This window comes from Microbispora sp. NPDC046933 (assembly GCF_040644635.1).
Lineage (GTDB): Bacteria > Actinomycetota > Actinomycetes > Streptosporangiales > Streptosporangiaceae > Microbispora.
Window position 1 is genome coordinate 138,815 of the sequence record NZ_JBEYWW010000021.1, and the last position, 25,436, is coordinate 164,250.

The following is a 25,436-nucleotide window of genomic DNA, read 5'->3' on the forward strand; positions in this document are numbered from 1 at the left end:
CCGCGCTTATGTCTTTGTGCGCGGGGGGGGGGGGGTGGCCCCGCCCCCCCCCCCGCGCCCGGCTGTCAGGGGTAGCTGACGACGTTGACCGGAACGGTGGCCGTGCCCTGGGCCGGGCCGCCCGTGTCGTTGATGACGTGGGCGATCGTGCCCACGCCGCCCAGTGACACCGTGAGCAGGTCGTGGAACTTCACGCCCGGCCTGTTGGGGGCCTCGAAGCCGCGCTCGGCCACGATCGAGGGGTCGGTGCTGAAGTTGCAGTAGCTGCCCATGCCCCAGGCCTCGTGGCTGGTCACGCCGTCGGCCACCTTGTAGGCGGCGTAGCCCCGGGTCGAGCCGTTCATCCAGGACGCCTGGTTGGGCGGGTCGTAGGGCAGCTCGTTCTGGAAGAAGATCGTCTTGCCGCCCTGGCCGTTCCAGATCACCTCGTACTTCTTGTAGTGCTCGACGAACAGGCCGTACGCCGTCACGTTGTCGCCGTTGACGATCAGACCGGTGTCGGCCGGGTTGGTGTTCCAGCCCACGCCCGCGCCGTGATCGGCCCGCCATGCCCAGATGTGGTCGATGAGCGTGTTGTCGCTGTTCACCACCACGCTGGTCGTGGCCGAGCCGGGTCCCGCCCCGCCGATCCGGAAGAACACGTCCTGGATCGAGGTGGGGTTGGCGGCGTGGCTCGCCGAGGCGCCGTCGGGACCGACCCGCAGCAGCACCGGCGAGTTGACCGTGCCGGCGTCGAAGAGCAGGCCGGCGATCTTCACGCCGTCGACGTCCGCGACGCTCATCGCGACGACCCCGTTGTCCGGGATCAGCGTGGCGTAGCCGAGCCCGAGGACCACCGTGTCGGCCCGGGTAACGTTGAGCGTCTGGTTGAGGTGGTAGACGCCGGGCGTGAACAGCAGGTTCAGGCCCTGGCTCAGCGCCCGGTTGAGCGTGGCGGCGCTGTCGGACGGCTTGGCGACGTAGAACTGCGTCAGCGGGATCGAGGTGCCCGGCGTCGCGCCGTTCGCCCAGCTCACGCCGCTCGAGTTCGTCCGCAGGGACGGGACGAACACGCGGTAGGCGCCGCCCGAGTCCACGTACAGGTACGGCTTCTCCCGGGTGACGGGACTGGTCGCGAGCGTCGTGTACGGCGGGTTCGGGAAGCTCTGCGCCGGAGCGCCGACGACGCCGGAGAACACCATGTTCCAGACGCCGTTGGTCCAGCCGCCGATGGTGCTGTCGCGGGTGAACCACTGCTGCTGGGAGTACGGGCCGACGGTGCCGTCGATCTTGCTGTCGGCGATGTAGCCGCCGCTGGCCCAGCCGTACCCGTTGGGGGCGAGGTTCAGCCCGCCGCGCACGTGGATCCGCCGGAACGGCGCGGCCTGGGCCACGGCCCAGCGGTCGGTGCCGTTGACCGGGACGACGGCCAGGTTCTCCGCCGACCGCCAGAAGTTCTGGGTGGCGTTGCCATTGAACCACCCGGCGTCGACGGTGATGTCACCGTTGATCGTGACGTTGTCGGGCGACTGGCCGAGACCGGCGATCGAGGTGTAGAAGCCGATCTGGGCGTTGAGGCCACTGTAGGTGCCCGGCTTGAACAGCAGCGCGTAGCGCTGGCTGCCGAACTGGTTCGACTCCTGCTGCTTGAAGATGGTGTCGAGCGTGCTCTGGATGCTCGCGCTCGACATCGACGGGTCGAAGACCTTCACGTTCGGCCCGAGGTCGCCGCCGCCCGGGAGGTTGGGTCCGCCGTCGTCGCCGCCGGTGGTGTTGACGGCGAACTCCCAGAGCGAGTAACCGTACCCCGTGGCCCGGGTGAGGCCGTACATCCGCACGTACCGGCCGGTCGCCGTCAGGTCGAGCGACTGCGTCCCGCTCACGCCGTTCACCGTCGCGGTCGCGTCCGACCAGGACGAACCGTCCGGCGAGACCTGGATCTTGAACGTCTGGGCGTAGGCGGCCTCCCAGTTCAGGACCACCTTGCAGATCTGCTGCGAGCTGCCCAGGTCCACCTGGATCCACTGCGGATCGCTGAACGCGCTCGACCACCGGGTGCCGGCGTTGCCGTCGAACGCGGCCGACGCCGGGGACGCGGCGTTCTCGGTCGAGGAGGCCGACGACGGCCTGCCCTGCGCGACGTTGGTCGTGCCGCAGGTGGTCCCGCCACCGGAGGCGACGTTGACGGCGAACTCCCAGAGCGAGTAACCGTACGCCGTGGCCCGGGTGAGGCCGTACATCCGCACGTACCGGCCGGTCGCCGTCAGGTCGAGCGACTGCGTCCCGCTCACGCCGTTCACCGTCGCGGTCGCGTCCGACCAGGACGAACCGTCCGGCGAGACCTGGATCTTGAACGTCTGGGCGTAGGCGGCCTCCCAGTTCAGGACCACCTTGCAGATCTGCTGCGAGCTGCCCAGGTCCACCTGGATCCACTGCGGATCGCTGAACGCGCTCGACCACCGGGTGCCGGTGTCGCCGTCGAACGCGGCCGACGCCGGGGACGCGGCGTTCTCGGTCGAGGAGGCCGACGACGGCCTGCCCTGCGCGACGTTGGTCGTGCCGCAGGCCGCCGCCGCGGCGCTGTAGGTGTTGGGGACGACGCCGGTCACGGCCGCGAAGGTCGACAGCGCGACGAGCCCGGCGGCGACCAGGCCGGAACGTCTGCGCCGCCGGCGCGGTCGTCTGTGCGCCGGGTGAGGCGGGGAGGAGGGAGGCATGCACGTCTCCTTGGTGCGGAGCCCCTCGGGCGAGGGTTCGGGGGATGAGAGAGGTCCAGCGGACCGAGCGTGCGCCCGCCGCTCCGCTTATGTCAAGGCTTAGTTCACGCCCAGAAATATCCGTTGACCGTTTCTGCGACAGTGGTGGTACTCTCTTGGGAGAGCGCTCTCCCAGGACCTGGAAACCCGACCGATTCGCCGCCCGCCGGTCACCCCCGCGGTCACCGCGCCCTCCCCCTCTGTACGCGGCGCCGCCAGGGACGCTTCGGCCCGCGGGCGCGAATCGGTCTTCACCCGCACAGGGAGACCAATGTCGAGCACGTCCGTCGCCACCGGTCACGTGCGGGGTCCTTCCGCGCGGCTTGCCGTGTCGTCAGCCGGCGGCGGTGATCCTGGCGACCTGCGGCGCGTTCAGGAACTCCTCCAGGACCAGCGTGGCGGCCCCCAGCGCGACCGCGTCGGGACCGAGGCGGCCCAGGACGATCGACGTCGCGGCGTACGGCTCGGCCAGCGAGTTGGCCGCGGTGGCGCGGCGGATGTCGGGCAGCAGGCTCTCGCCGAGCTGGACCCCCACCCAGCCGCCGATCACGATCTTCTCGGGGTTGATCAGGTTGACCAGGTTGGCCAGGCCGACCCCCAGGTAGGTGACGGTCTCCTCCACCACCGGGGACTTCGACGCCAGCACGCCGGCGAGGTCCTCCTCCCAGTCGCCCCGCGAGGTGACGCCCGCCCGGTCGAGGATGGCCTCGATCCCGACGTACGCCTCCAGGCAGCCGCGTCCGCCGCAGCGGCAGGGCCGCCCGTTCGCCACGATCTTCGTGTGGCCCCACTCGCCCGCGCTGCTGCTGACCCCGCGGAACGTGGTGCCGTCGGCCACGATGGTCGCGCCCACCCCCACACCGAGCAGCACGATGACCGCGTCCGACGCGCCCCGGCCCGAGCCGAACCACAACTCGGCCTGGCCCATCGTCTTGGCGCCGTTGTCCACGTACAGCGGGAGCGAGGTGCCGCGGCGCAGGAGCGCTCCAAGCGGAACGCCGTCCCAGCCGAAGGTCTTGGCGTGGATGACGCCGTCGGCGCCCGGCTCGACGATGCCGGGAACCCCCACGCCGATGCCGAGCACCTGCTCGGGGGACACGCCCGCGTCCGACAGCACGACCTCGACCCCCGCGAGGATGTGCCGGGCGACCAGCTCGGGGTCGTGGCGGGCCGGCCGCAGCATGTAGTCCACCTTGGCCCGCTCGGTCATCTCCAGGTCGAACAACCCCACCCGGACGTGCGTCTCGGCCACGTCGACGCCCACCGCGAAGCCGTATTCGGGATTGACCCGCAGCAGCACCCGGGGCCGGCCGCCGTCGGACTCCACCTGGCCCGCCTCGACGACGATGTTCTCGCCCAGCAGGTCGGCGGTCATCGTGCTGACCGTGGCGGCGCTCAGGCCGGTGCGCGCGGTGAGGTCGTTGCGGCTGGTCGGGCCGGAGAAGTAGAGCGCGCGCAGCAACACGGCCCGGTTGCCTCTGCGGATGTCCCGTACCGTCCTGCGCTGAGGCCTCGCCATGACCACCCTCCCCGTCGACACGGTCATCTTAGTTCAGAGGCGAAAACAAGCGTCTGCGCCCTCCGTCGGCCCCTTCACCGTCGCATCTCCGGGTTACCCGCCCATTAAGCCGCCGTATCGTCCTCGCCTTCTTCCGACCTTGAACGAACGGCCACACGCCTCCTTCTGCCGTCGCCGCGATCACCGTCGCCGAGTTGCTCGTCGGCGTGGAACTGGCCGATCCGGCACGACGTCCGGCCCGGCAGGCGTTCGTGGACCAGGTCCTCGCGCTGATCCCCGTCGAGGAGTACACGACCGACGTCGCCAGAGTCCATGCGCGACTGATGGCACACCTGCGGCGCGAGGGCAAGACGCGCGGCGCCTACGACCTGCTGATCGCGGCGACCGCGGCGGCCACCGCCCGGACCGTGGTCACGATGGACTCGTCCGCGGCCTTCGACGATCTGCCTGGGGTGCGGGCGCAGGTCGTGTCGCGCTGAGCGCGAGGAGCGCCCGGGGTGGCGGTCAGGCGCGGGCGGTCGCGAGTTCCTTCATGAGGGCCTCGACGAGGGCGGCTGCGGGGAGGTCGCGGCAGCGGCGGTATCCCCGGCCGCACCACAGGGCCATCGCCTCGGGGTCGCCGTGCTCCGCCGCCGCCCGGCGCAGGCCCTTCGTCAGGTGGTGCACCTGGGGGTAGCACGACGGCGCCGACGCCTCGTGTTGCGCCATGAACCGGTTGGCCAGGCCGCGTGCCGTACGTCCGGAGAAGGCCCGGGTGAACGCGGTGCGGGTGAACCGGGGATCGGCGAGGGCGGCCTTGTGCACGGGGTGCGCCCCGCTCTCGGGGGTGCGCAGGAACGCGGTGCCCAGTTGCGCGGCGACCGCGCCCGCGGCGAGGACGGCGGCGACGTCCGCGCCGTCCATGATCCCCCCGGCGGCCACGAGCGGCACGGCGGTCGCCTCACGCACGAGCGCCACGAGTTCCGGCAGGTCGTCCGGCGCCTCCCAGGAGGGCGGCGGGGGCAGGAAGGCCGCCTGGTGCCCGCCCGCGCCGGGGCCCTGGACGATCACGGCGTCGGCTCCGGCCTCGGCCGCCGCGACCGCCTCCCACGGGGTGTTCACCATGATCATGATGATGCTCCCGGCGTCGTGGAGGCGGGCCGTCACCTCGGGCGGCGGGCAGCCGAAGGTGAAACCGGCCACCGGCACCCGTTCGTCCACCAGCAGGTCGATCTTGGCGTCCCACTCGTCGTCGTCCCATGCGGGCGCCTCGGGCAGCGTCACGCCGTACCGCTCGGCCTCGGGGGCGAGCTCGTCGCGATACCGGGCCACCGCCGCGGCGTCACCCGGCTCCTCCGGGACGACCTCGGAACCGGGGACGGAGACGCCGGGGACGGAGACACTGGGAACGAAGACACTGGGAACGAAGACACTGGGGACGAAGACGCTCACGCCGAACGGCCGGTCCGTCCGCTCCCGCACCGCCGCGATCTCGCGGCGTACGTCCTGCGCCGTACGGTAGCCCGCCGCGAGGAACCCGAGGCCACCCGCCCGGGACACCGCCGCCGCCAGGGCCGGGGTGGATCCGCCGCCCGCCATGGGTGCCTGGATGATCGGGCTCGACGGCCCGAAGGGAAGGACGCGACCGCTCACGGGACCTCCTCAATCGTCTCGACAGCAGCGTAGAACGCGGTCGACGAGCGCTCCGGCGGCCCCCGTGTGCTCGACGGGGTCGAACAACCGGACCAGGCGCCCCGGCGACCCCCGGAGGAGCCGCCGAGGTGAGAGGCGCCGGTCAGTTCGAGTTCGCCGGTCAGTTCGAGTTCGCCGGTCAGTCGAATTCGGGGTCGGTGGTGCGGCTGCGCTTGATCTCGTAGAAGTAGGGGAACTTCGCCATTGCGAGGGCGCCGTCGAAGATGCGGGCCGCCTCCTCGCCCCGGGGGATGCGGGTCATCACCGGGCCGAAGAACGCCACGCCGTCGATGTGGATCGTGGGGGTGCCCACCTCGTCGCCGACCGGGTCCATGCCCTCGTGGTGCATCCGGCGCAGGGCCTCGTCGTACTCGTCGGTGCCGGCGGCGTCGGCCAGCTCGACCGGCAGCCCGACCTCGGCGAGCGCCTCCTTGGCCACGACCCCGTAGTCCTTGTTGTCCTGGTTGTGGATGCGGGTGCCCATCGCGGTGTACAGGTCGCGCAGCACGCCCTCGCCGTGGTGCTGCGCGGCGGCGATGCACACCCGGACCGGGCCGCGCCACCTGGGCACCGCCTCGCGATAGAAGTCGGACAGGTCCTTCTTGTTCTCGTTCAGCACGGAAAGACTCATCACCCGGAACCGCAGGTCGATGTCGCGCTGCTTCTCGACCTCCAGGATCCACCGCGAGGTGACCCACGCGAAGGGGCAGACGGGGTCGAAGTAGAAGTCCACTCGGGGACGGCTGTCCGCCCCGGCCTGGTCGGCGGCGCTGTCGATCTCGCTCATGAAACTCTCCTGACGAATGGGGTCTGGGGATCGGGGGGCCGGTTTCGCGAGCGTATCCAACGGCAGGGCGGCCACATCACCGGACTCACCCCCTAAAAGCCCGTGCGGTTTCCCCTCATTGCCGGTTGATCGGTGGCGTTCTTACCGGCCCGGCTCTCTAGGGTGTGCTCATGGCTGAGACCCATGAGAAGCCGGCGACCCACGAGAAGGCCACGACCCACGAGAAGGCCACGATCCGCGAGGGGGCCGCGATCCGCGAGGGGGCCATGGCCCTGCGGGCGCTCCACGTGCCCGGCGACCCCGTCGTGCTGCCCAACGCCTGGGACGCCGCGTCGGCGCGCGCCGTCGAGGCGGCGGGATTCCCCGCCGTCGCCACCGGCAGCGCGTCCGTCGCCGCCGCCCTGGGCTACGAGGACGGGCAGGACACGCCCGTGGACGAGATGTTCGCGGCCGTGGCCCGCATCACCCGGGCCGTGGCCGTCCCCGTCACCGCCGACGTCGAGCGCGGCTACGGCCTGGCGCCCGCCGAACTCGTCGAACGGCTCGCCGAGGCGGGCGCCGTGGGCTGCAACCTGGAGGACTCCGACCCGGCGACCGGGGCGCTGATCGACGCCGGTGAGCAGGCGGACTTCCTGGCCGCCGTACGGGCGGCGGTGGCCGAGGCCGGGACCGACCTCGTGATCAACGCCCGCGTGGACACGTTCATCCACGGCTCGGGGACCCCCGGTGAGCGGCTCGCGGAGGCGCTCGACCGGGGCGGCCGCTACCTCAAGGCCGGCGCCGACTGCGTCTACCCGATCCTCGCGAGCGATCCCGAGGTGATCGGCGCCCTCGCGCGGGAGATCGGCGGCCCGATCAACGTGCTGTTCCGGCCCGGCGTCCCGGCCATCCGCGACCTCGCGGCCCTCGGCGTGGCCAGGGTCAGCTTCGGCCCCGGCATCCACCGCGCGGCCCAAGCGTTCACGGCCCGCATGCTCGACGCGATCGCCCGGGGCGACGACCCCTTCCCGCCCGCCTGATTTCCGCCCGGCCCTCGCGCGGCGGCCGGGGCCCGGCGGCGTCATGAAGGCGCACCCCGATCGTGATCATCTGGGCGAGGTGCGCCGCAGGGCAGGTGTCAGGCCCTTCGCACCGCGATTCCGGGGTAGTCGAGCACCAGCCCGAACTCGTCGTAGGCGAGGACGCATTCGAAGTCGAAGGCGGGAGCGTCGTACCGATAGCGCTGGTGGGACGATTCGTCGGCGATGCGCACGTAGTGTTGCTCCAGCCGTTCGACGGTCAGATCGAGGGCACGTACGTAAGCGGCGGGCGCGGCGGCCCGGCCGCCGACGCCGAGGGCCAGCCGGCGTACGGGCAGGGCGTTGGTCAGAGCGGAAGCCTCGAGATCGACGTCGAGGCAGCCGTCCAGGTGCGGCGCGGCTTCGCCGCCGACGCGCCAGTGCCCGGCGCCGTCGGCGCCGAGCAGGACGTGCCGGGTCCCGGCGGTCGATCGACCGGTGATCTCCGCGCTGCGTGTGGTCCACGCCGTGTCTACCGTGATGGTGTAGTCGACAGCCCAGGTGTGGCCGTTCTCGACCGCCGTCACGCGGCCGTCGAGGCGGTAGCCGTCGGGCAGGGAACGGAAGTACGCGACCTCGAAGCCGTCGCGGGACCCGCGGTGCTGCCAGGCAGCGGTGACAGGCGGCGTGCGACGCGGCGGCGTGCGATGCGGCATGGACGCACGGTGTCACACCCGGCCGCGCCCATGCCAGCCGCCCGGCCTACTGTCTCTCGCCGGGCGGCGGGCCCGGCTCCGGCGCGTACGACCAGCCCGACCAGCGCTCGACCAGGACGAGGATCGCGGGCCCGGCCGGGGGACGCTCGCGATACTGGGCGTACTTGCGCACCAGGCACGTCACGGCCCGCTCGCGCTCGGCGCCGCCCTCCACGACGCGGGCGTGCCCGTCGGCGCGCACCCACCACAGCCGTTCCCAGTCGTCCTCGTAGTGGTCGGCCAGCAGGCAGACGCGGGGATTGTCGTGGATGTCGCGCAGCCGCCGCAGGTCGGTGCCGGCCTTCGGCTTGTGGTCCACCGCCGTCACCACGGTGCCCTTCTCGCCGTCCCGCAGCACGGCGAACGTGACCGGGACGAGCCGCGGCGCACCCCCGGCGCCGGCGGTCGCGAGGCGGGCCACCCGGGCCGCCGCGAACAGCTCCCGGGCCCGTTCCTCGGGCATTCTCACCGGCCCAGCCTACGCACAGTGAGCCTCCGGTCGCGCCCGCAGCGCGCTTGATCGTCTTTGTACGGCGGCCTATGGTGTCCGCCATGGAGGCATCTGAGTTACTCGAGCGGGCCCGCTCGCGCGCATCCGACCCCGAAGACCCCCTGGAAATCCTGTCCGCCGTGATCGCCCTGTGCCGGGAACTGCCCGGCGAACCGGGCGGCGAGGTGGACGCCCTGCTCGATCTCGCGGTGTGCCGGGCCCGTGAGGCCGGCACGTCCTGGACCGCCATCGGTGAGCGGTTCTGGTACATCAGGCGGAGCACGCGCAGGCGCTTCACGCCCGCCTTCGCCCACCGGCACCTGGTCAACCGCCGCATGAAGCGCGACGCCGCCTGCTCCTTCTGCCGCAGGCCGCCGGGTCCGCGCGTCCACATGGTCCACGGCGAGGGCGGGCGCATCTGCGACCGCTGCGTGGCACTGGCCGGAGACATCGTCGCCGGGCTGGCCCGCCGCGGCCGTTGACGCACGTCAGGTGACGGTGAGCCGCCGCGCGTAGCGCTCGTCCCGCCACAGCTCCTCGCCGAGCACCTCGGCCAGCGCCGTCGCCGCGTCGTAGACGTCGACGTGGCGCAGGTACAGCGGGGCGAAGCCGAAACGGACGAAGTCCGGCTCGCGGTAGTCGCCCACCACCCCCCGGTCCGCGAGCGCGCGCACCACGGGGTAACCCTGCGGGTGAAGGTAGCTGACCTGGCTTCCCCGCCGCTCCGGGTCGCGCGGGGTGGCCAGGGTCAGCCCGAGCCCCGGGTCGACGAGTTCGTCGAGCAGGTCGATGAACAGCGAGGTCAGGGCCACGCTCTTGGCTCTGACCTCGTTCAGGTCCACCCGCTCCCAGATGTCGAGGGACGCGTTCAGCGCGGCGTACGACAGGATCGGCGGGCTGCCCGTGGCGAATCGGCGCACGCCGGGCGCGGGGCGGTAGTGCGGTTCGAAGTCGAAGGGCGCGGCGTGGCCGTGCCAGCCCGACAGCACGTTGTGGACGGCGTCCTGGTGACGCGGCGCGACGTACAGGTAGGCCGGGGCGCCGGGCCCGCCGTTCAGGTACTTGTAGGTGCAGCCGACGGCGAAGTCCGCCTCGCCCACCCGCACGGGCAGCGCACCGGCGCTGTGGCACAGGTCCCAGACCATGAGCGAGCCGGCCGCCCGGACCCGCTCCGTCACCGCCGCCATGTCCCTGGCCGCGCCGGTCCGGTAGTCCACGTGTGACAGCAACACGAGCGCGACGTCCTCGCCGAGGGCGTCCTCCAGCGAACCGCCGCCCTCGCCGATGTCCCGGATCTCGTACGCGCCGAGCGCCCGGGCGGCGCCCTCCACGACGTACCGGTCGGTGGGGAAGTTGTCCAGGTCAGAGACGATCACACGGCGGCCGGGACGCAGCGGGAGGGCGGCCGTGACCACCTTGAAGATGTTCACCGAGGTGGAGTCGCCGGCCAGCACGTCGCCGGGGCGCGCGCCGATCAGCGGCGCGATGCGGTCGCCGGTGCTCTGCGGCATGTCCCACCAGCCGGCCGTGTTCCAGCTCGCGCCGAGATGCACCCCCCACTCCGTCTCGACCGTGTGGGCCACCCGTTCCGGCGTACGCCTGGGCAGCGCGCCGAGCGAGTTGCCCAGCAGGTAGACGACCCCGGGAGGCAGCGAGAACTCGTCCCGGAACTCCCGGAGCGGGTCCTTGGCGTCGAGGTCCTGGCATTCGGCACGGCTGAGAACCATCGGCAACTCCTTCGTCACCGCATTATGTACCGAAATATCCGATCTTGTCGTGGTCGTGATGACGGAGCGTTCCCGGCGCCGGCAATAGCGGAAGGGACCGTTCCACGGTAGCGGACGGCTATAACCCCCAGAGATCGCCACACCGGCACGATCAGCTCAAAGTAAGCACAAGACGCACCCAAGACTCTGTGCGATCGTGGACAAGACGGGGCAAGTTCTCTGGAGACGCCAAACCCCCGTTGGTGACAGAGGGTGATCAAACGTGACGGAATCCCCGTCGGTGCATCACGAGTCCCCGATCTATCGCCGCATCGCCGACCGGCTGCGCGATCAGATCCTGTCCGGAGCACTCGGTGACGGCGACCGGCTACCGGGCGAGAACGCGCTCATGAAGGAGCACGGCGTCGCACGGGCCACCGCACGGCAGGCGCTCGCCGTGCTGATCAACGAAGGGCTCGCCGTGCCGAAGCGGGGATCGGGCGTCTACGTGCGGCTGTTCCGCCCCATCCGCCGCCACGGGTCCCGCCGGCTCTCCCGGGAGCAGTGGGCCCAGGGCCTGGCCATCTGGGACTCCGACACCCGGGGCCGCTCGTACGTGGTGGACGAGGTGAGGATCCTGCGCGAGCCGGCGAGCGAGCAGGTCGCCCGCGTGCTCGGCACGGACGAGGTGTGGGTGCGCCGGCGCCGCTACTCGGTGGACGGCCGTCCGGTGCAGCTCGCGGCCTCCTGCTTTCCCGCCGATCTCGTGGAGGGCACGGCGGTCGTCCTGCCCGACACCGGCCCCGGCGGGGTGTACGCCCGGCTGGGCGAGCTCGGCCGGCCTCCCGTCCACTTCAGCGAGGAGGTGCGGGCGCGGATGCCGCTGCCCGGGGAGGCCGAGTCGCTGAGCCTTCCGGCCGGCACACCGGTGATCTCCGTCACCCGGGTCGCCTTCGCGGAAGGGGGCGTGCCGGTCGAGGTCAACGAGATGGTCCTGGACGCGGCGTCGTATGTACTCCAGTACGACTTCGACGCCTAGGTCAAGAGGCAACGTTGACCTGACCATCCCGATCATTGATTTCTCTAGAGATGTCCCGCACCTTGAGGAGGAGACGTCAAGAGCACCGGGCATACGGCGAGGGAAGGTGTACGGATGTCCTTGGACCGACGCCTCGCCGAGATCGCCCGGGAGTTTCCCAAGTGGACGATCTGGCGGAGTGACGCGGGCCGGTGGTGGGCGACCCGGCACCATCCGCTCACCTCTGCGCAGCGGGCGGCGGGATGCGCGATGACCATCGACGCCGACGAGCCCGACGGGCTGCGTGAGCTGTTGCGCGAGCAGGAGGCCCGCGCCGCCGATCCATGAGCGCGGAAGCCCCCGACCCGATCGGGGGCGGGGGCTTCCGCTACCAGTCCTCACATGCTCCGTCCGAGGGCGGGCCGGTCTGCACACGACCACACGGTCAGCGGCGCGGCCGGGCTCAGTTGTTGGCCACCGAATCCCCGTCCGGCATGGCACGCCGCACACGGCCGAGGTTGACGTCGGTGTCCTCCGGCGACGGCGTCGCGTCGTGACCGTTCTCGTGGCGTCCGTCGTCCACGATCAGGACCGCGTCGTCCTCGTCGCCGTCCAGCCGCCCCTGACCGGCGGCGTCATGCGCCTCGGGCCCGGACGGCGCGGCCTCCAGGGCCTGCCGCGGGTCCTCGACCGGCTCGTGCGACTGCTCGTACGACTGGTCCGGCGCGCCCGCGGCGATGGCGTGCACCTGCGGCGCGGGCGGCAGCACGGCGGCCTCGTCGATCAGGGGGCCGGCCGCGGCCTCGCGGTGCATCAGGTCGCCGAGCACCGAGCCGATCTCGTTGAGCCGGCGCACGACCTCCGTGTGGGTGTCGGTGAGATAGGCCACCCGGCGGCCGGTGTGCTCGTCCAGCGCGTTCACCCGCTGCTGCGCCGCGGCCAGCATGGCCTCGGCCTGCCCGCGCGCCTCGGAGAGCAGCCGCTCCGACTCCATCCGGGCGACGGTGAGCTGCCGCTCCCCCTCGGCCCGGGCGGAGCGCAGGGTCTCCTCCGCCTCCGCGCGGGCCGTGCCCAGCGTCTCCTCCGCGTCCGCGCCGGCCTGCGCCAGCAGCCGCTCCGCCGTGGAGGTGGCGTCGGCGACGCGGCGCTCGGCCTCCTCCTGGGCGGCGGCCCTGATCGCGTCGGCCTGCTCGCGTGCCGACGTCACCAGCCGTTCCGCCTCGGCCGCCGAGGTCTCGCGCAGCCTCCTGGCCTCCGCCTCGGACGCCTCCTTGTTGGCCGCCGCCTCCTCCTGCGCCAGCTTGAGTATCTGGCTCAGCCGCTCGCCCAGCTCGTCGGGGTTCTGCGGCGACTCCGCCATCCTCCGGCGCGCCTCGGCCAGCTCCAGGCGGCTCTGCTCCGCCTGGTCGATCGTGCGTGCGAGCCGTTCCTCCAGGTCCCGGATCTGGTTGCGGGTCCGGATCATGTAGTCGTGGACCTGCCTGCGGCTGTACCCACGCATCACGACTTCGAAGGAGTCGTCACTCATCAGGTCGGGGAAGTTGTCGGTCTGATTCGTCATGAGAAACCCTGGGGTTGGAGATAACGACGGTAACGCAGCCAGGACACGACTTTCCTGCTATCCGTCGCACATCGCAACCTGAACGCCTCAGGCGGTCAGCGGAACCGGAGCCGTATCGGGCCCGGCGCGGGACTCGTGGGATCATGGCCCCATGCCGTACATCGCCGATCTGGACGACGACGCCACGCCGATCATCCATCCCGAGGCGTGGGTGGCCCCGGGGGCGGTGGTCGTCGGGAGGGTGCGGCTCGGACGCGGTGCGAACGTCTGGTACGGATCGGTGCTGCGCGGCGACGACGAGCGGATCGAGGTCGGCGCCGAGGTCAACATCCAGGACCTGTGCTGCCTGCACGCCGACCCCGGTGAGCCGGCGATCCTGGAAGACCGGGTGAGTCTCGGCCACCGGGCGATGGTGCACGGCGCGCACATCGAGACCGGTGCCCTCGTGGGCATCGGTGCGGTCGTGCTCGGCGGGGCGGTCGTCGGGGCCGGATCCCTGATCGCCGCCGGGGCCGTCGTGCCGCCCGGCCGCCGCGTCCCGGCGGGCGTGCTGGTCGCGGGCGTGCCGGGAAAGGTCGTCCGCGAGCTCACCGACGACGACCGCGCCTCCTTCGCGCGTACGCCGGACAACTACCTCGCCAAGGCCCGCCGTCACGCCGCGGCCTCGGTTCGGTCCCGATGAGCGTGCCGGCCAGCGCCAGGTGGTCGGACAGCTCCGGGTCGGTCCTGACGACCTCGGCTCCGCCCGGACGGTAGTCGTCCTCGGTCGCGAAGATGTAGTCGATCTTCCGGCCGCCGCGCGTGGTCGGCTCGCCGCCTCGACGCGGGACCCCGCACCACTCGGCGTCGACCTCGGTGTAGCCGCCGTCGCCCAGACCCATGCCGTACACCTCGGTGAGCTGGTCGTGGCCGGGCTCGCGGTTGAAGTCCCCGGTGAGGATGACCGGCGCGTTCCCGGCGTACTTCGCCACCAGCCCGGTGACCTGCCGCGGGGTCTCGGTGTCGGAGATGTGGGTCACGCAGCAGACCGAGCGGCGCGGGCCGACCCGGCCCGTGGCGCACAGCAGGCCGCGCGGGTGGATCGTCTCGCCGGGCGTGGCCGGGGCATGGTCGGCGCGCAGCAGCCGCCGCAGCGGCCGGCCCTCGGCGCCGTTCTTCAGCGCCAGCGCCATCCCGAAGGTCTTGCCGTCCGGCGGGGCCGTGTCCGGGGTGAGGTCGCTCCACAACGTGCGGCACCGGTCCTCGCGGCCCGGCCCGCCGCCGTTGGCGTAGCCGTACCAGACCAGGCGGTAGCCGGGCAGCTCGCGCCGGAGCAGGCCCACCTGGGCGTAGCACATCTCGGTGAACGAGGCGACGTCCACGTCCCTCGACCTGATCAGCGCGGAGACCTGACCGGCCCAGATCCTGCGGCGCTGGGGCGTGAGGTCGCGTACGCAGGTGCCGGCGCTGTTGCCCGCCGCGCAGACGTTGTAGGTGAGGACGTTCACCCGGTAGGTGTCGGCCATCGGTGGAAGACCGGCCACCACAAGCGCAACAACCGCCACACCTGCGACAAATGCCCCCATGCATGGAGAAGCTAGTCAGAGGTGGATCAACCTACCCAGGCGCCTGTGGTGAAATTTCCGACATTGATTGCCCACACCGGCGCGGCGACCGCGAGGTAGGCCATCAAGACCCAGGGCCTTCGGCTGCCGACGACGCCCACGGAGATGTAGAGCGGCCACCACAGCAGCGAGGCCCGGCCGACCGACATGTAGAACGACGACATCGCGAGCAGCGCCACCGCCTGCGGCGCCAGATAGGCGACGTCGGCCCAGTTGCGCCGGACCAGCCGCGCGACGATCAGCACGACCAGCACGATCGCCGACAGGATCTCCTCACGGTACGACGTCGCCAGGACGGGCTCGTTGACCGACCGGTTCCAGGTGTTGATGAACACGTTCCAGGGCGCCTCGGGATAGCGCCCCCAATACTGCGCCTCCGCCGCCTTCCAGGCCATCAGATCGCCCGTACGCTGCCAGAGGTAGATCATGTAGGCCAGCACCGGCACGCCCGGCAGCACCAGCCACGGCGCGTTCCGCCATCCCCTCGGGGCACGCAGCCCGTCGCGCGAGACGAGGAACTGCACGACCAGGCCGAGGGCGAGGAAGAGCCCGGAGATGCGGATGGACGACGCGAAGGCGGCGCACACGGCGGCGGCCTCCCACCGGCCCCGGCGCGCCAGCAACCACGCGGGAATCGCCAGTGCGAGGAACAGCGCCTCCGTGTAGCCGGCGAGCAGGAACACCGCGAACGGGCTGAGGAAGAACGCCAGCACGGCCCAGGGGCCGCTGCCCTCCCGGTACGACTCGCTCAGCCGCGACAGCGCCACCGCCACGACGGCGGTCGCGACGAACGAGATCAGGACGAGGGCGAGCCTCAGGTCCGGGATGAACACCTGCAGCGAGCGCAGCAGCAGCGGCAGCCCGGGGAAGAACGCGACGAGCCGCGGCGCGTCCGGGTCGTCCGGCCGGCCGTCGTAGCCGTACCGCGCGATGTCCATGAAGTTGTAGGAGTCATACCGGTTGAACCGGTCGAGGATCGCGTCCTCCGTACGGCCAGGCGCCGCGAGGATCAGGTAGACGTACGAGGCGACCTGCCAGAAGAACCAGATGAGCAGGGCCGTGCGGTCAGGCGAATGGCCGAGCCACCACACCGCCCAGCGTTTCCGGCCCGACTGCGGCCCCGTCTGCTCGCCGGTCGCCGTGCCGCCAGAGGTGTCCACGGGCGCCATCTTCTCCGACGCCTCGTCCGCACCCTGCTCCCGGGCGGCCCCGGCCTGCTGGATCTCCGTCACGAGCATCTATCGAATACGCCACGGCAGCCCATGCCAAGTGGTCGGCACCCCCCGGAATACTCACTAAACCCGAGAAATACGGATTTGCGCTGCTCAGCGTTCCCCGCCGCGTGAAACTTTCACCAACGGTCCCCACCGCACCATGCCTCCACCGCCGGGCGCTCCCGCCTCCTGTCTGACCGGCGAGCTACCATCGGATCCAGCGAGGGGACCGCCGGAGTTCGTCCCGGCATTCGCTTGCTCCGGAGGGGCATCGGCCAGGGTCTGGCCGTCGCCTGCTCCGGCCGCCTCAACCGGGGAGAGCGAGAAGCCGTCCTCTCCAGAGGACGGAGGAGTCACCGCCGCGTGTACTGGGACGGGTTCACGACGATGGAGCGCGACGTGCGCGCCGTCGTCGGCGACCCCAGGTGGACGTTGCTTCCCCCGGTCACCCGGGCGCACACCCTGGCCCAGCGGGCGCTGGTCACTCCGGACGGCGCCCGGTGGCTGTTCGGCGCGCACGCCCGCTGGTATCGCCTGGACCGCGTAGACGGCCGCTGGCACCTGTCGGCGCCCCCGCTGCACCCGGAGATCCGTTCCGGTGCCCGGCCGAGTCCGCCGGGCACCGCGATCCCGCCCGCGCTGATCCCCTCAGGCCCCGACTTCGCGTACGACCGCGGGTCCACGCAGGCGTTCGTCGGCCCGGACGTCCCGCACGAGATCACCGAGCGGCTCCGCGCGCTGCTGCTCGCCCACCGCGGGCTGCGCCGGGAGGACTTCCCCCTCGGCGGCAGCGTCTACCAGCAGGTCTTCGCCCGCGACGTGGCCGCCACGGTGGCCGCCGTGTGGGGCACGATCATGTGGTGCGCCTACGCGCCCGCCTTCGACGGCAACGAGGTCATGCTGTCGATGTTCGGCGAGTTCCTGGCCCGTCCCCTGCCCGGCGACGACTGGGTGCGCTGGCTGCCCATGGGGTCGCTCGACGCGCTCGTGGCCCTGTACGCCGAGCGGATGCGCTCCGGCGCGCGGGAGGCGGGCCTGCGCCTGGCCGGGCTGATGGCCGAGACCGCCACCGTGCTGCGCGCCGACCCCCGGTTCCGGCCGCGCGCCGACGCGCTGATCGCGATGGCCGAGCCGCTGCTCGGCAGCCCCTGGCTGGACCAGCACGCCATGCCCGGCGGCGCCGTACGGCAGGCCTGGCTGGCGCGCTGCCCGCCGCACCTCGTCCCGGCCACGCTCCCCGAATGGGCGCCGGGCGAGCACTTCCGGCACACCCTGTACGACCTGGTCGAGGCACTGGGCTACACGGCCGCACGCGGGATGGATCCGCGGGCCGTGGCAGCCTCGCTGCTCGCCGCCGACGTGGCGGGCGTCTGCGGCGTGTCCGAACCCGCCTGGGCGGCGCCGGGCAGCTCGCGCACCGCGCAGGTGGTCACCGCGCTCTACCCGTGGATGGACGACGAACTCCGGCAGGCTCTCTATCTCGCGCTCGCCGAGCCCACCCATCCGCTGCGGGGCTGCTGGCCGGCCGGCGGCGAGCTGCCTCCGGGGCTGGTCCCGCCCGACCGGGGGACGGCGGCCGCCCTGCTCGGCTCCGCGTACGCGACCGGCCTGGCCTGGTGCGCCCTGACCGGCACGCCCGCGCCGCCCGAGGGCTTCGCGGTGTGCTCCGCGGTCGTCGAGTGCCTGATCCACCAGCGGGACGACCCGCGCCCGCAGGAGGCGGCGGAGCGCAAGCCCGACCTGGACGAGTCCGGCGGCTGGCTGTTCGAAACTTCCAATTCGGATATTTCGTCGTTACCTCCGCTTTAGCAATCCCTTCCCCCCATCACCTTCTTTTTCATCGAATTGTGATCTCGGTATCGGGGAAATGGTCCCGGAGGGACGAGGGATGCGGGACGGAATGGTCACGATGGGCCATGTCGCGGCAGGGTACCCGGACGTAACCTCGTGATGGGTGTGGGCTGCGGAAGGAAGGACGACGCGGTGGGGCACGACGACCTGGACTCTCGGGTCCACGACCGTGTCGCGTTGGACGAGATCGCGCTCTACGCCGAGGTGCTGGAGGCCGTGAACATCACGGAGAACCGACTGACCTTGGAAGAGCTCGACAACGCGCTCGGATTGCGGACTTCGGCGAGCCGCTGAAGGCATTGAGAGCACGGACCGCCCCGGGCGCCCGAATGGGACCCGGGGCGGTTGCTCAACCGGGATGATCGGGCCACCCGGACGGGCGGTCGTCGACAGGCCGTCACGAACCGGCGGTGACGATCAGCGTCACGACCTGACGAGCCGGGCGATGGCCGCCGAGGCCTCCTTCACCTTCTCGCCGGCCTCCGGGCCTCCGCTCTTGACGGCGTCGGCGACGCAGTGGGCGATGTGGTCCTCCAGCAGGCCGAGCGCCACCGCCTGGAGAGCGCGGGTGGCGGCCGAGACCTGGGTGAGGATGTCGATGCAGTAGGCCTCCTCGTCCACCATCCGCTGCAGCCCGCGGATCTGTCCCTCGATCCGGCGCAGGCGGGTGAGGTAGGCCTGCTTGTCCGCGCTGTACCCGTGCATCCTTCAACGATACCCGTTACCGGTATTCTGCGGCACCGCTCCGATACGGAGGGTAGGGCAACCGGTCCCGGGAATGCATCCGTGGACCGGCTCGTAGCGGCGCTGGAGTCGCGGATGGAAACCCAGGATGTCCTCCGTACGCTGCCGCTCGCCGCCATGGCGGCGGTGGTGGTGCTCGACATGATCGCCGGGCCGTCCCTGGGCCTGCTGCCGTTGCTGACCCTCGGGCCCGCACTGGCCGCGGTGACGGGCGGCGTGCGTGACACGGCGCTGGCCGGGCTGGTCGCGCTCGTCCTGTCCGTGCCGATGGCCTACCACGACGGCCTGCTCTGCCGCCCGCAGAACACCGTCACGCTGGTCGCGATCGTCGGAGTCACCGCGGCGGCCATGCTGGCGTGCCGCCTGCGGGCCGAGGGCGAGCGGAAGCTGGCGAACGTCCGCCTCGTCGCCGAGGCGGTCCAGCGCGTGTTGCTTCACCCGGTGCCCCGCCGCGCGGGAGACCTGCGCATCGCCCTGTCCTACACGTCCGCCGCCGTGGACGCGCGCATCGGCGGGGACCTGTACGACATCGCCAGGGGGCCGGGCGGCGTCCGGGTGATCGTCGGCGACGTGCAGGGCAAGGGCCTGGACGCGGTCGAGACGGCCGCCTCGGTGGTCGGCGCCTTCCGGGAGGCCGCCTACGACGAGCCGGCGCTGGCCGATGTCGGCCGGTGCCTGGAGGACCATCTCACGTGGCGGCTCGGCGGGGAGAAGTTCGTCACCGCCATACTCGCGGAAGTGCGCGAGTACGAGATCTCGCTCCTCAACTACGGCCACCCGCCGCCTCTGCTGCTCACGGGCGACGGCCGTGTCCACCGGCTCGAACCGGGCGAGGAGGCGCCGCCGCTCGGCCTGGCCGCGCTCGCCCCCGCCGGGCCGGAGCCGTACAGGTGCCAGTTCCGGGAAGGCGACCAGATCCTCTTCTACACCGACGGCGTGATCGAGGCGCGCGACCGGGGCGGGGCCTTCTATCCCCTGGAGGACCGGGCGCCCCGCCTGCTCCGGGCCGACGATCCGCAGGTCGCCCTCGACCTGCTGGAACGCGACCTGGTCGCGCACGTCGGCGGCCCCGTCCCGGACGACGCCGCCATGCTGCTCGTCCGCAGAGAACGGCCTGATCGTCGGGCTCAGGCATCATTTGCCATGTGCAATCATTGACGGACAGCTCCGGCGGGTCGTGAGGCGACGGCCGGACCGCAGGGCCAGGTGAGCAGGGGCGAGCACGAGTGGAACCGGGAAGGCACGGACAGCCCGACGCCTTCTCCATGCTCACCGTTCTGGACGAGGACGTCGTCGTCATCCGGATGTTCGGTGACCTGGATCTGGGCTCCGCCCCTTCGCTGCGCGCCTGCCTGGCCGAGGCGGTCGGGCTGCGCACGCCGCCCCGGATCGTGGTCGACGCCGAGGGACTCAAGTTCTGCGACTCGACCGGGCTGAGCGTCCTCATGGGAGCCCTCACCGCCGTCAGGGCGGCCGGCGGGCGTCTGGCGCTCAGCGGCGCCCACGGGCGCTTCGCCCGGATGCTCCGGATCACCGGCCTCGACACGGAACTGCCGATCCACGACTCCGTCACCGCCGCCGCCGCGTATCTCAGCGAGCCCGGCGACTGAACCGGCCCGCCACCACGCGCCTCGGCAGCCGGAGCCGTCACCCGGTGAGGGCCTCCCGGAGGAACTCGACAATCTCCGCCCGTGCGGCCCTGGCCTGCGGCACCACGCCCGGCATGCTGAGGAACGCGTGCGTCGCTCCGGGATATTCGGCGAGCCGAGCGGGCGTCCCGTCCGCCCGCAGTCGTTCGGCGTAGCAGCGGCCGTGATCGGAGACCGGATCAACGGTCGGCACCACCACGAGCGCGGGGGCCAGCCCGCTCAGGTCGTCGGCATGTACGGGCGACAGCGCGCGAGGATCCGTTCCCGGCGGAACGGCCAGCCGCTGGAACAGCCGCATCTGCGGCATGGTGAGCATCGGGCTGTCGGCGTGCCGCCTCATCGAGGCGTGCTCGAACCCCGCCGAGGTCAGATCAACAGCGGGGTTGACCAGCACCTGCGCCCGCAGGAGCAGGCCGGCCTCCCTGGCCCGGATCGCCGCCAGGGCGGTCACCATCGAGCCGGTGCTCTCACCGAAGACGGCGATCCGTGCCGGGTCGACCTTCCACTGCGCGGCGTGCCGCACCACGTGCCGGAGCACGTCCCAGCCGTCGTCGACGGCCGCCGACAGCGGAGTCTCCCGGTCGAGGAGGCGGTGCTCGACCGAGACGACGACCGCGGGCAGCCGCACGGCGAGGTGGCTGTTCACCCAGTCGCTCTGCACCGCCGTGCCCACGAACCCGCCTCCGTGCACGTGGAGCACGAGCGGCAGGTCGCCGCGCCCGCCTCCACGCCCTGGCGACGGCCGGTACACCCGGACCCGGAGCCCGCGGCCGGGCAGCGCCACCTCCTGCCACTCGATCGTGGCGCCGCGGTCCGGAAACCCGGTGATCAGCCGCGCCAGACGAGACGCCCGCTTGCGGTTCACCGCGTCGCGTAAGGCGACCAGTTCCTCGGCCGTCATCGCCAACCAGTCCGGTTCCTTGCCCAGGGCGTGCATCACCCGAATGCCCAGCGGCGGCCGCTCCGTGCCGGTGACCTCGCTCACGTTTCCTCCTCGGCGCACATTTTCGCTACCTCAGGTATCGATACCGATGGTAGCGAAAAAAGTTATGGTGTGCTCATGAGCCGAGCAGCAACATCCGCCAGACCACCGGGTCGCCCGCGCTCCGGCGTCAACGCCGTGGTCTTCGCCGCGACGCTGAGCACGATCCAGGAGCTCGGGTACGCGCGTGCCACCGTCGACCGCATCGCCGCCAAGGCCGGCGTCGCGAAGACGACGATCTACCGTCGCTGGCCGTCCAAGGGCGTGCTGATCGTGGACTGCCTGCTCGACGCGCTCGGCCCGGTGCCGCTGGAGGGCGCCGGCCGAGCCGAGCTCATGTCCTCGGTCATCTACTGGATCGCGGCGAAGATCGGCGAGCCCGGGGTGGGCGACGCGTTCGCGGGCGTGTTCAGTGACGCCGTCAGCGATCCGGCCCTGCGCGAGGTCCTGTCCGCGCGATTCCAGGACCCGTACCGGCTCGCGCTGCAGGACGCGCTCGGCGAGCCGGAGCACCGGGTCCTGCTCTTCATCGACGTCGTCGTCGGAACCTTGCTGCACCGGATGGGCATGACCGGCGAGCCGATGGCCGAGGCCGACGTCGACGCACTCGCCGAGATGGTTGTGCCGCACTTCGCCGGGGCCAAGGACGGCCGCGGAGAGGAGTAGCGGGAGCCGGGTGAGAGCTGCGGCCCCGAGGCGTTCAGAGGGCGGCGCAGTATTGCCGATCTCCGTGCGGCACCGTGAAGCGATGAGCCCGTGCGAGCCTCGTCTCGATGGCGAGCAGCGCCAACGTGACGACGGCGAGGCACCCACCGATCCACGCCACCGCCGGGTAGCCGAGCCCTGCGGTGAGCGCGACCCCGCCGAGCCACGGGCCGACGCTGATGCCGACGTTGAACGCCGAGGTGTTCCCCGCAACCGCCAGTGTCGGTGCCGCCGGGGCGATTCTGAAGACCCGCGAGTTGAGCGCCGGGTTGGTGCCGAACCCGGCCAGTCCGAGCAGCACCACCAAGATCACAACGGGGATCGGATGCGCCGCAGTGAGCGCGAGCGCGATCGAAGTGATCAACAGCCCGGTGAAGCCGGCAGCGAGGATGCCGAGGGGCCGGCGGTCAGCGGCGCGTCCGCCGACCGCGATGCCGAGCAGGGCGCCGATACCGTACGTGAGCAGAACCGCGGGCACCCAGTCGGCGTCGAGACCGGTGGTGTCGACAAGCATGGCCCCCAGGTACGAGAAAGTGCCCAGCAGCGCGGCAGTCGAGACCGCCGTCATGGCGTAAGACAGCCACAGCCTCGGTACGGCGAGGCCGCGCAGCTCGTCGCGGACCCGTGGCGTGGTCGCGTGGCGGAGGTCGGGCACCTTGGCGAGCACGGCGAGCATGGCCACGGCGGCAAGCACGGCGACACCCCAGAACGCTCCTCGCCAGCCGAGGTTCTGACCGATCCATGTCCCGGCGGGCAGACCGATGACGGTAGCGACAGTGAGACCGCCGGCGACCATGCTCATCGCACGTCCGCGCCTGTCGGGTGGGACGAGTGCCATGGCGGTGCTGCCGCCGACGGCCCAGAACCCGGCATAGACGAAGGCGCCGGCGAACCGGGCAGCGAACAGCACGGCGTAGCTCGAAGTCAGCGCGCCCACGACGTGGGCGAGCACGAAGATCGCCAGGAAGGCGATCATGGCGCGTTTGCGTGGCCAGCGCAGCGTCAGGATCGCCGAGGCCGGCGCGCCGACGAGCATGCCGAGCGCGAAGCCGGAGATCAGCAGCCCTGCCTGCGGGATCGTGACACCAAGATCGGTCGCGAGCTCCGGCAGCAGGCCGGCGAGCATCAGCTCACTGGTGCCCTGCGCGAAGATCGCGAATCCGATGATCAGGACCGAGACCGGCATCACAGCATCGACCCGCCGCTCGCGTCGATCCACTGCCCCGTCACCCATCGCGCGTCTTCGGAGGCGAGGAAGGCGACGATGTCGGCGATGTCCTCCGGCTGTGCGACTCGGTTCAGCGGGGACAGAGCGGCGACCGCGGCGCGCCCCTCCTCCGTCGCGAGTCTCGAAGTGTTCATGTCGGTGTTGGTCGCGCCGGGCCCGACGGCGTTGACCGTGATCCCACGCGGGCCGAGCTCCTTGGCCAGGGTCGCCGTCAGGGAGTCGATCGCCGCCTTCGACATCGCGTACGCCATCAGTTCCGGGATGCGCGAGCCGTGGGTGAACCGGGTGGAGACGTTGACGATCCGGCCACCGTGGCGGAGCCGCGACAGGCCGTGCTGGGCGAGGAAGAACGGCGCCTTGGTGTTGACCGCGAATACCTCGTCATAGGTCGCCTCGCCGACCTCGGAGAAGGGGATCCGGCCGCCCAGGACGCCTGCGTTGTTGACCAGGATGTCCACACCGTCGGCGTGCTCGTCGAACGCCGCCCACACCGCCTCGGCATCACCCGGGACTCCCAGCCGGGCCTGGATGGCGAAAGCCTGGCCACCACCGTCGACGATCGTCTTGACGGTTCGCGCGGCGGCCTCGGCACTGCTGCCGTAATGCACGCAGACCCGGGCACCATCACGAGCCAGCCGGAGTGCGATCGCCCGGCCGATCCCCCGCCCCGCACCGGTCACCAACGCCGTCTTGCCTGCCAGTGAGCCCATCGTCAACACGCCCATTTCTCTAGCGGTCGTTACACAAAGGGACGATAGCACATTAGCTAACGACCGCTATAGAATGCGTTCGTGGCCTCGACGACGCGTGGACGTCCCCGCTCCTTCGACCGGGACGCAGCCCTGGACAAGGCGATCCGGCTGTTCTGGCGCCGAGGCTATGAGGCCACCTCGGTACGGGACCTCACCAAAGAGCTCGGCATCGGTGCTCCGAGCCTCTACAAAGCCTTCGGCGACAAGCGGCAGCTTTTCGCCGAAGCCCTCCGCGTGTACGACGAGGAGTACGGCGGGTTCATCGAGGCCGCCCTCGCAGAGGAGCGCACCGCCAAGCAAGCGGCCGCGCGCGTGTTCGCCGAAGCCCCGGCCCGTTACACGCGCCGCGGACTACCCGCCGGATGCCTCATCGTGAGCGGCGACGCCGGCACCCCCGACGCGAAGGTCGCGGCGCATCTGCGACACATCCGCGAAACCAAGGTCGCCGCGTTCGCCGACAAGATCCGGGCCGACATCGCCTCCGGCGAGCTTCCCGCCGGCACCGAAGCACAGTCGTTGGCCCACTACACGATGTCGATGCTGAGCGGGATCGCTCAGGCCGCCCGTGACGGCGTGCACAGGACCGAACTCGAGCGCGTCACACGGATCGCGCTGGGCGCGTGGCCGTGAACCGTCAGGCCCGCACTGGCCTGATCGGCGAGTGATCGGGCGATCTACTCGGCGCCTTCGACCGGACGGAGCTCCGCGCTGACGAGTCCGCCGCCGTCGCCCGTCGCCGTCGCCCACCGCCGGTCGCCGTGGCGTCGGGGGCGAGGCACCGACGAGTGTCCCGTGATCTTTGGAAAGATCACGGGACCCGACCTAGTTGAAGCAGTCCTGGTTCTTGAGGCTCAGGGCCAGCTCGTACACCTTGCCGTGGGACAGCAGGAAGGAGTAGTTGGCCTTGCCGTTTCCGGGGACCGTGGTCACGGGGTATCCGCTGGCGGCCGTCCTGAGGTGAGGGTAAACCTTCTTCAGTTGCTTCATGGTGGAGCCGATTCCGATGCCCTCGGGAGTCCTGACCCCCTTGGGTGCGAAGATCGCGGCCACGCCGCGCTTCTTGGAGATGAACAGGCCGACCGCGTCCTTGCCTGTCGGGTGCGCCTTCAGGTCCCAGCCCGAGCAGCCCTCGCCGCCGGACTTCTTGACGATCTCGCCGGTCTTCTGGGCCTGCTTGGCGCTCATCCCCAGCTTCACGCCGCCGTAGCCGTACGGCCCCAGCCGCACGGCCGCGCTGCCCGCCACGCTCTCCGCCGCTGTGCTCTCCGCCGCGCTCGCGGACGCGGCGCCGCCCAGCGTGACACCCAGCGCGGCGCCCACGGCGAGAGCCGTCACCATCGCGGAACGCCCCAGGCGCGCAACCCTGTTCGTCATGCCGCTCCCTCCCGATTTCCACGATCAACATCGTTTCTACGGGATCACAGCATCACGACAGGCCCTTGTGATCCGGTTGTGACCCCCTCGCGG

The 25,436-nt window shown here is 71.4% G+C and carries 27 protein-coding genes; 12 read left to right on the plus strand and 15 right to left on the minus strand.

What is annotated here, in order from left to right:
• Positions 1 to 65: 65 nt before the first annotated feature.
• Entirely contained in the window at positions 66 to 2,696 is a 2,631-nt protein-coding gene (locus ABZ857_RS26725) for a discoidin domain-containing protein (protein WP_357047398.1), read from the minus strand.
• A 373-nt stretch (positions 2,697 to 3,069) separates the two neighbouring features.
• A complete protein-coding gene (locus ABZ857_RS26730) occupies positions 3,070 to 4,254 on the minus strand; it encodes an ROK family protein (protein WP_357047401.1) in 1,185 nt (394 codons plus the stop codon).
• 179 nt (positions 4,255 to 4,433) lie between these two features.
• On the opposite strand from ABZ857_RS26730, the gene ABZ857_RS26735 reads away from it, so the two are divergent.
• Entirely contained in the window at positions 4,434 to 4,733 is a 300-nt protein-coding gene (locus tag ABZ857_RS26735; protein WP_357047509.1) for a PIN domain-containing protein, read from the plus strand.
• A gap of 25 nt (positions 4,734 to 4,758) precedes the next feature.
• On the opposite strand, the gene ABZ857_RS26740 is transcribed toward ABZ857_RS26735, so the two are convergent.
• Together ABZ857_RS26740 and ABZ857_RS26745 are read right to left on the minus strand one after the other, a co-directional pair.
• The gene (locus ABZ857_RS26740; protein WP_357047404.1) at positions 4,759 to 5,886 is read right to left on the minus strand and encodes a nitronate monooxygenase; all 1,128 of its coding nucleotides are present in this window, start codon (positions 5,884 to 5,886) and stop codon (positions 4,759 to 4,761) included.
• A gap of 178 nt (positions 5,887 to 6,064) precedes the next feature.
• Entirely contained in the window at positions 6,065 to 6,712 is a 648-nt protein-coding gene (locus ABZ857_RS26745) for a DsbA family protein (RefSeq protein WP_357047407.1), read from the minus strand.
• A gap of 170 nt (positions 6,713 to 6,882) precedes the next feature.
• On the opposite strand from ABZ857_RS26745, the gene ABZ857_RS26750 reads away from it, so the two are divergent.
• On the plus strand, positions 6,883 to 7,731 hold the full coding sequence (locus ABZ857_RS26750) for an isocitrate lyase/phosphoenolpyruvate mutase family protein (RefSeq protein WP_357047410.1): 849 nt from the start codon (positions 6,883 to 6,885) through the stop codon (positions 7,729 to 7,731).
• 98 nt (positions 7,732 to 7,829) lie between these two features.
• Here the strand turns inward: ABZ857_RS26750 and ABZ857_RS26755 are convergent, their stop codons facing one another.
• Together ABZ857_RS26755 and ABZ857_RS26760 are read right to left on the minus strand one after the other, a co-directional pair.
• Complete coding sequence (locus ABZ857_RS26755; protein WP_357047413.1) at positions 7,830 to 8,426, minus strand: putative glycolipid-binding domain-containing protein; 597 nt, start codon at positions 8,424 to 8,426, stop codon at positions 7,830 to 7,832.
• A 46-nt stretch (positions 8,427 to 8,472) separates the two neighbouring features.
• Positions 8,473 to 8,928, minus strand: coding sequence for a TIGR03668 family PPOX class F420-dependent oxidoreductase (locus tag ABZ857_RS26760; RefSeq protein ID WP_357047512.1), 456 nt, complete (start codon positions 8,926 to 8,928; stop codon positions 8,473 to 8,475).
• Positions 8,929 to 9,017: 89 nt separating this feature from the next.
• Between ABZ857_RS26760 and ABZ857_RS26765 the strand changes: the two genes are divergently transcribed.
• Positions 9,018 to 9,437 (plus strand): ClpX C4-type zinc finger protein, encoded by a 420-nt coding sequence (locus tag ABZ857_RS26765; RefSeq protein WP_357047416.1) that lies wholly within the window; start codon positions 9,018 to 9,020, stop codon positions 9,435 to 9,437.
• Between the two features lie 6 nt (positions 9,438 to 9,443).
• On the opposite strand, the gene kynU is transcribed toward ABZ857_RS26765, so the two are convergent.
• The gene (kynU, locus tag ABZ857_RS26770) at positions 9,444 to 10,682 is read right to left on the minus strand and encodes a kynureninase (RefSeq protein WP_357047419.1); all 1,239 of its coding nucleotides are present in this window, start codon (positions 10,680 to 10,682) and stop codon (positions 9,444 to 9,446) included.
• Between the two features lie 262 nt (positions 10,683 to 10,944).
• Here kynU and ABZ857_RS26775 point away from each other — a divergent pair, with 262 nt between their 5' ends.
• Positions 10,945 to 11,700, plus strand: coding sequence for a GntR family transcriptional regulator (locus ABZ857_RS26775; protein WP_357047422.1), 756 nt, complete (start codon positions 10,945 to 10,947; stop codon positions 11,698 to 11,700).
• Between the two features lie 114 nt (positions 11,701 to 11,814).
• Positions 11,815 to 12,027 carry a hypothetical protein gene (locus tag ABZ857_RS26780; RefSeq protein WP_357047425.1) on the plus strand — a complete coding sequence of 71 codons (213 nt, stop codon included), beginning with the start codon at positions 11,815 to 11,817 and terminating at the stop codon, positions 12,025 to 12,027.
• Positions 12,028 to 12,142: 115 nt separating this feature from the next.
• On the opposite strand, the gene ABZ857_RS26785 is transcribed toward ABZ857_RS26780, so the two are convergent.
• On the minus strand, positions 12,143 to 13,240 hold the full coding sequence (locus tag ABZ857_RS26785) for a hypothetical protein (RefSeq protein ID WP_357047428.1): 1,098 nt from the start codon (positions 13,238 to 13,240) through the stop codon (positions 12,143 to 12,145).
• Positions 13,241 to 13,391: 151 nt separating this feature from the next.
• Here ABZ857_RS26785 and ABZ857_RS26790 point away from each other — a divergent pair, with 151 nt between their 5' ends.
• On the plus strand, positions 13,392 to 13,922 hold the full coding sequence (locus tag ABZ857_RS26790; RefSeq protein WP_357047431.1) for a gamma carbonic anhydrase family protein: 531 nt from the start codon (positions 13,392 to 13,394) through the stop codon (positions 13,920 to 13,922).
• Here the strand turns inward: ABZ857_RS26790 and ABZ857_RS26795 are convergent.
• Positions 13,828 to 14,745, minus strand: a complete 918-nt coding sequence (locus tag ABZ857_RS26795; RefSeq protein ID WP_357047434.1) for an endonuclease/exonuclease/phosphatase family protein — start codon at positions 14,743 to 14,745, stop codon at positions 13,828 to 13,830. The two genes, ABZ857_RS26790 and ABZ857_RS26795, sit on opposite strands and share 95 nt — an antisense overlap.
• 86 nt (positions 14,746 to 14,831) lie before the next feature.
• Positions 14,832 to 16,082 carry a mannosyltransferase family protein gene (locus ABZ857_RS26800; RefSeq protein ID WP_357047437.1) on the minus strand — a complete coding sequence of 417 codons (1,251 nt, stop codon included), beginning with the start codon at positions 16,080 to 16,082 and terminating at the stop codon, positions 14,832 to 14,834.
• A gap of 339 nt (positions 16,083 to 16,421) precedes the next feature.
• Between ABZ857_RS26800 and ABZ857_RS26805 the strand changes: the two genes are divergently transcribed.
• Positions 16,422 to 17,867, plus strand: coding sequence for a hypothetical protein (locus ABZ857_RS26805; protein WP_357047440.1), 1,446 nt, complete (start codon positions 16,422 to 16,424; stop codon positions 17,865 to 17,867).
• A 174-nt stretch (positions 17,868 to 18,041) separates the two neighbouring features.
• On the plus strand, positions 18,042 to 18,203 hold the full coding sequence (locus ABZ857_RS26810; protein ID WP_167538777.1) for a hypothetical protein: 162 nt from the start codon (positions 18,042 to 18,044) through the stop codon (positions 18,201 to 18,203).
• A gap of 129 nt (positions 18,204 to 18,332) precedes the next feature.
• Here ABZ857_RS26810 and ABZ857_RS26815 read toward each other — a convergent pair whose 3' ends face one another.
• A complete protein-coding gene (locus ABZ857_RS26815; protein WP_182900666.1) occupies positions 18,333 to 18,614 on the minus strand; it encodes a metal-sensitive transcriptional regulator in 282 nt (93 codons plus the stop codon).
• An 81-nt stretch (positions 18,615 to 18,695) separates the two neighbouring features.
• Here ABZ857_RS26815 and ABZ857_RS26820 point away from each other — a divergent pair, with 81 nt between their 5' ends.
• Together ABZ857_RS26820 and ABZ857_RS26825 are read left to right on the plus strand one after the other, a co-directional pair.
• Positions 18,696 to 19,811 carry a PP2C family protein-serine/threonine phosphatase gene (locus ABZ857_RS26820; protein ID WP_357047443.1) on the plus strand — a complete coding sequence of 372 codons (1,116 nt, stop codon included), beginning with the start codon at positions 18,696 to 18,698 and terminating at the stop codon, positions 19,809 to 19,811.
• 68 nt (positions 19,812 to 19,879) lie between these two features.
• The gene (locus ABZ857_RS26825; RefSeq protein ID WP_357047446.1) at positions 19,880 to 20,263 is read left to right on the plus strand and encodes an STAS domain-containing protein; all 384 of its coding nucleotides are present in this window, start codon (positions 19,880 to 19,882) and stop codon (positions 20,261 to 20,263) included.
• A gap of 37 nt (positions 20,264 to 20,300) precedes the next feature.
• On the opposite strand, the gene ABZ857_RS26830 is transcribed toward ABZ857_RS26825, so the two are convergent.
• The gene (locus ABZ857_RS26830) at positions 20,301 to 21,287 is read right to left on the minus strand and encodes an alpha/beta hydrolase (RefSeq protein ID WP_357047449.1); all 987 of its coding nucleotides are present in this window, start codon (positions 21,285 to 21,287) and stop codon (positions 20,301 to 20,303) included.
• Between the two features lie 75 nt (positions 21,288 to 21,362).
• Between ABZ857_RS26830 and ABZ857_RS26835 the strand changes: the two genes are divergently transcribed.
• Positions 21,363 to 21,950: a TetR/AcrR family transcriptional regulator gene (locus tag ABZ857_RS26835; protein WP_357047452.1), complete on the plus strand. Its 588-nt coding sequence runs from the start codon at positions 21,363 to 21,365 to the stop codon at positions 21,948 to 21,950.
• Positions 21,951 to 21,984: 34 nt separating this feature from the next.
• Here ABZ857_RS26835 and ABZ857_RS26840 read toward each other — a convergent pair whose 3' ends face one another.
• On the minus strand, positions 21,985 to 23,208 hold the full coding sequence (locus ABZ857_RS26840) for a Cmx/CmrA family chloramphenicol efflux MFS transporter (protein WP_357047455.1): 1,224 nt from the start codon (positions 23,206 to 23,208) through the stop codon (positions 21,985 to 21,987).
• Positions 23,175 to 23,942 (minus strand): glucose 1-dehydrogenase, encoded by a 768-nt coding sequence (locus tag ABZ857_RS26845; RefSeq protein WP_357047458.1) that lies wholly within the window; start codon positions 23,940 to 23,942, stop codon positions 23,175 to 23,177. The genes ABZ857_RS26840 and ABZ857_RS26845 overlap by 34 nt, the downstream gene beginning before the upstream one ends.
• A 66-nt stretch (positions 23,943 to 24,008) precedes the next feature.
• On the opposite strand from ABZ857_RS26845, the gene ABZ857_RS26850 reads away from it, so the two are divergent.
• A complete protein-coding gene (locus tag ABZ857_RS26850; protein WP_357047461.1) occupies positions 24,009 to 24,599 on the plus strand; it encodes a TetR/AcrR family transcriptional regulator in 591 nt (196 codons plus the stop codon).
• Positions 24,600 to 24,791: 192 nt separating this feature from the next.
• Here ABZ857_RS26850 and ABZ857_RS26855 read toward each other — a convergent pair whose 3' ends face one another.
• The gene (locus tag ABZ857_RS26855; protein ID WP_357047463.1) at positions 24,792 to 25,343 is read right to left on the minus strand and encodes a hypothetical protein; all 552 of its coding nucleotides are present in this window, start codon (positions 25,341 to 25,343) and stop codon (positions 24,792 to 24,794) included.
• Between the last annotated feature and the right edge of the window lie 93 nt (positions 25,344 to 25,436).

What these genes read in the sequence shown, in the direction of transcription:
- ABZ857_RS26725 (WP_357047398.1), bottom strand. Translation starts at nt 2,696, where the DNA reads ATGCCTCCCTCCTCCCCGCCTCACCCGGCGCACAGACGACCGCGCCGG.
- ABZ857_RS26730 (WP_357047401.1), bottom strand. Translation starts at nt 4,254, where the DNA reads ATGGCGAGGCCTCAGCGCAGGACGGTACGGGACATCCGCAGAGGCAAC.
- ABZ857_RS26745 (WP_357047407.1), bottom strand. Translation starts at nt 6,712, where the DNA reads ATGAGCGAGATCGACAGCGCCGCCGACCAGGCCGGGGCGGACAGCCGT.
- ABZ857_RS26750 (WP_357047410.1), top strand. Translation starts at nt 6,883, where the DNA reads ATGGCTGAGACCCATGAGAAGCCGGCGACCCACGAGAAGGCCACGACC.
- ABZ857_RS26755 (WP_357047413.1), bottom strand. Translation starts at nt 8,426, where the DNA reads ATGCCGCATCGCACGCCGCCGCGTCGCACGCCGCCTGTCACCGCTGCC.
- ABZ857_RS26760 (WP_357047512.1), bottom strand. Translation starts at nt 8,928, where the DNA reads ATGCCCGAGGAACGGGCCCGGGAGCTGTTCGCGGCGGCCCGGGTGGCC.
- ABZ857_RS26765 (WP_357047416.1), top strand. Translation starts at nt 9,018, where the DNA reads ATGGAGGCATCTGAGTTACTCGAGCGGGCCCGCTCGCGCGCATCCGAC.
- kynU (WP_357047419.1), bottom strand. Translation starts at nt 10,682, where the DNA reads ATGGTTCTCAGCCGTGCCGAATGCCAGGACCTCGACGCCAAGGACCCG.
- ABZ857_RS26780 (WP_357047425.1), top strand. Translation starts at nt 11,815, where the DNA reads ATGTCCTTGGACCGACGCCTCGCCGAGATCGCCCGGGAGTTTCCCAAG.
- ABZ857_RS26785 (WP_357047428.1), bottom strand. Translation starts at nt 13,240, where the DNA reads ATGACGAATCAGACCGACAACTTCCCCGACCTGATGAGTGACGACTCC.
- ABZ857_RS26790 (WP_357047431.1), top strand. Translation starts at nt 13,392, where the DNA reads ATGCCGTACATCGCCGATCTGGACGACGACGCCACGCCGATCATCCAT.
- ABZ857_RS26795 (WP_357047434.1), bottom strand. Translation starts at nt 14,745, where the DNA reads ATGGCCGACACCTACCGGGTGAACGTCCTCACCTACAACGTCTGCGCG.
- ABZ857_RS26800 (WP_357047437.1), bottom strand. Translation starts at nt 16,082, where the DNA reads ATGCTCGTGACGGAGATCCAGCAGGCCGGGGCCGCCCGGGAGCAGGGT.
- ABZ857_RS26815 (WP_182900666.1), bottom strand. Translation starts at nt 18,614, where the DNA reads ATGCACGGGTACAGCGCGGACAAGCAGGCCTACCTCACCCGCCTGCGC.
- ABZ857_RS26835 (WP_357047452.1), top strand. Translation starts at nt 21,363, where the DNA reads ATGAGCCGAGCAGCAACATCCGCCAGACCACCGGGTCGCCCGCGCTCC.
- ABZ857_RS26845 (WP_357047458.1), bottom strand. Translation starts at nt 23,942, where the DNA reads ATGGGCGTGTTGACGATGGGCTCACTGGCAGGCAAGACGGCGTTGGTG.
- ABZ857_RS26855 (WP_357047463.1), bottom strand. Translation starts at nt 25,343, where the DNA reads ATGACGAACAGGGTTGCGCGCCTGGGGCGTTCCGCGATGGTGACGGCT.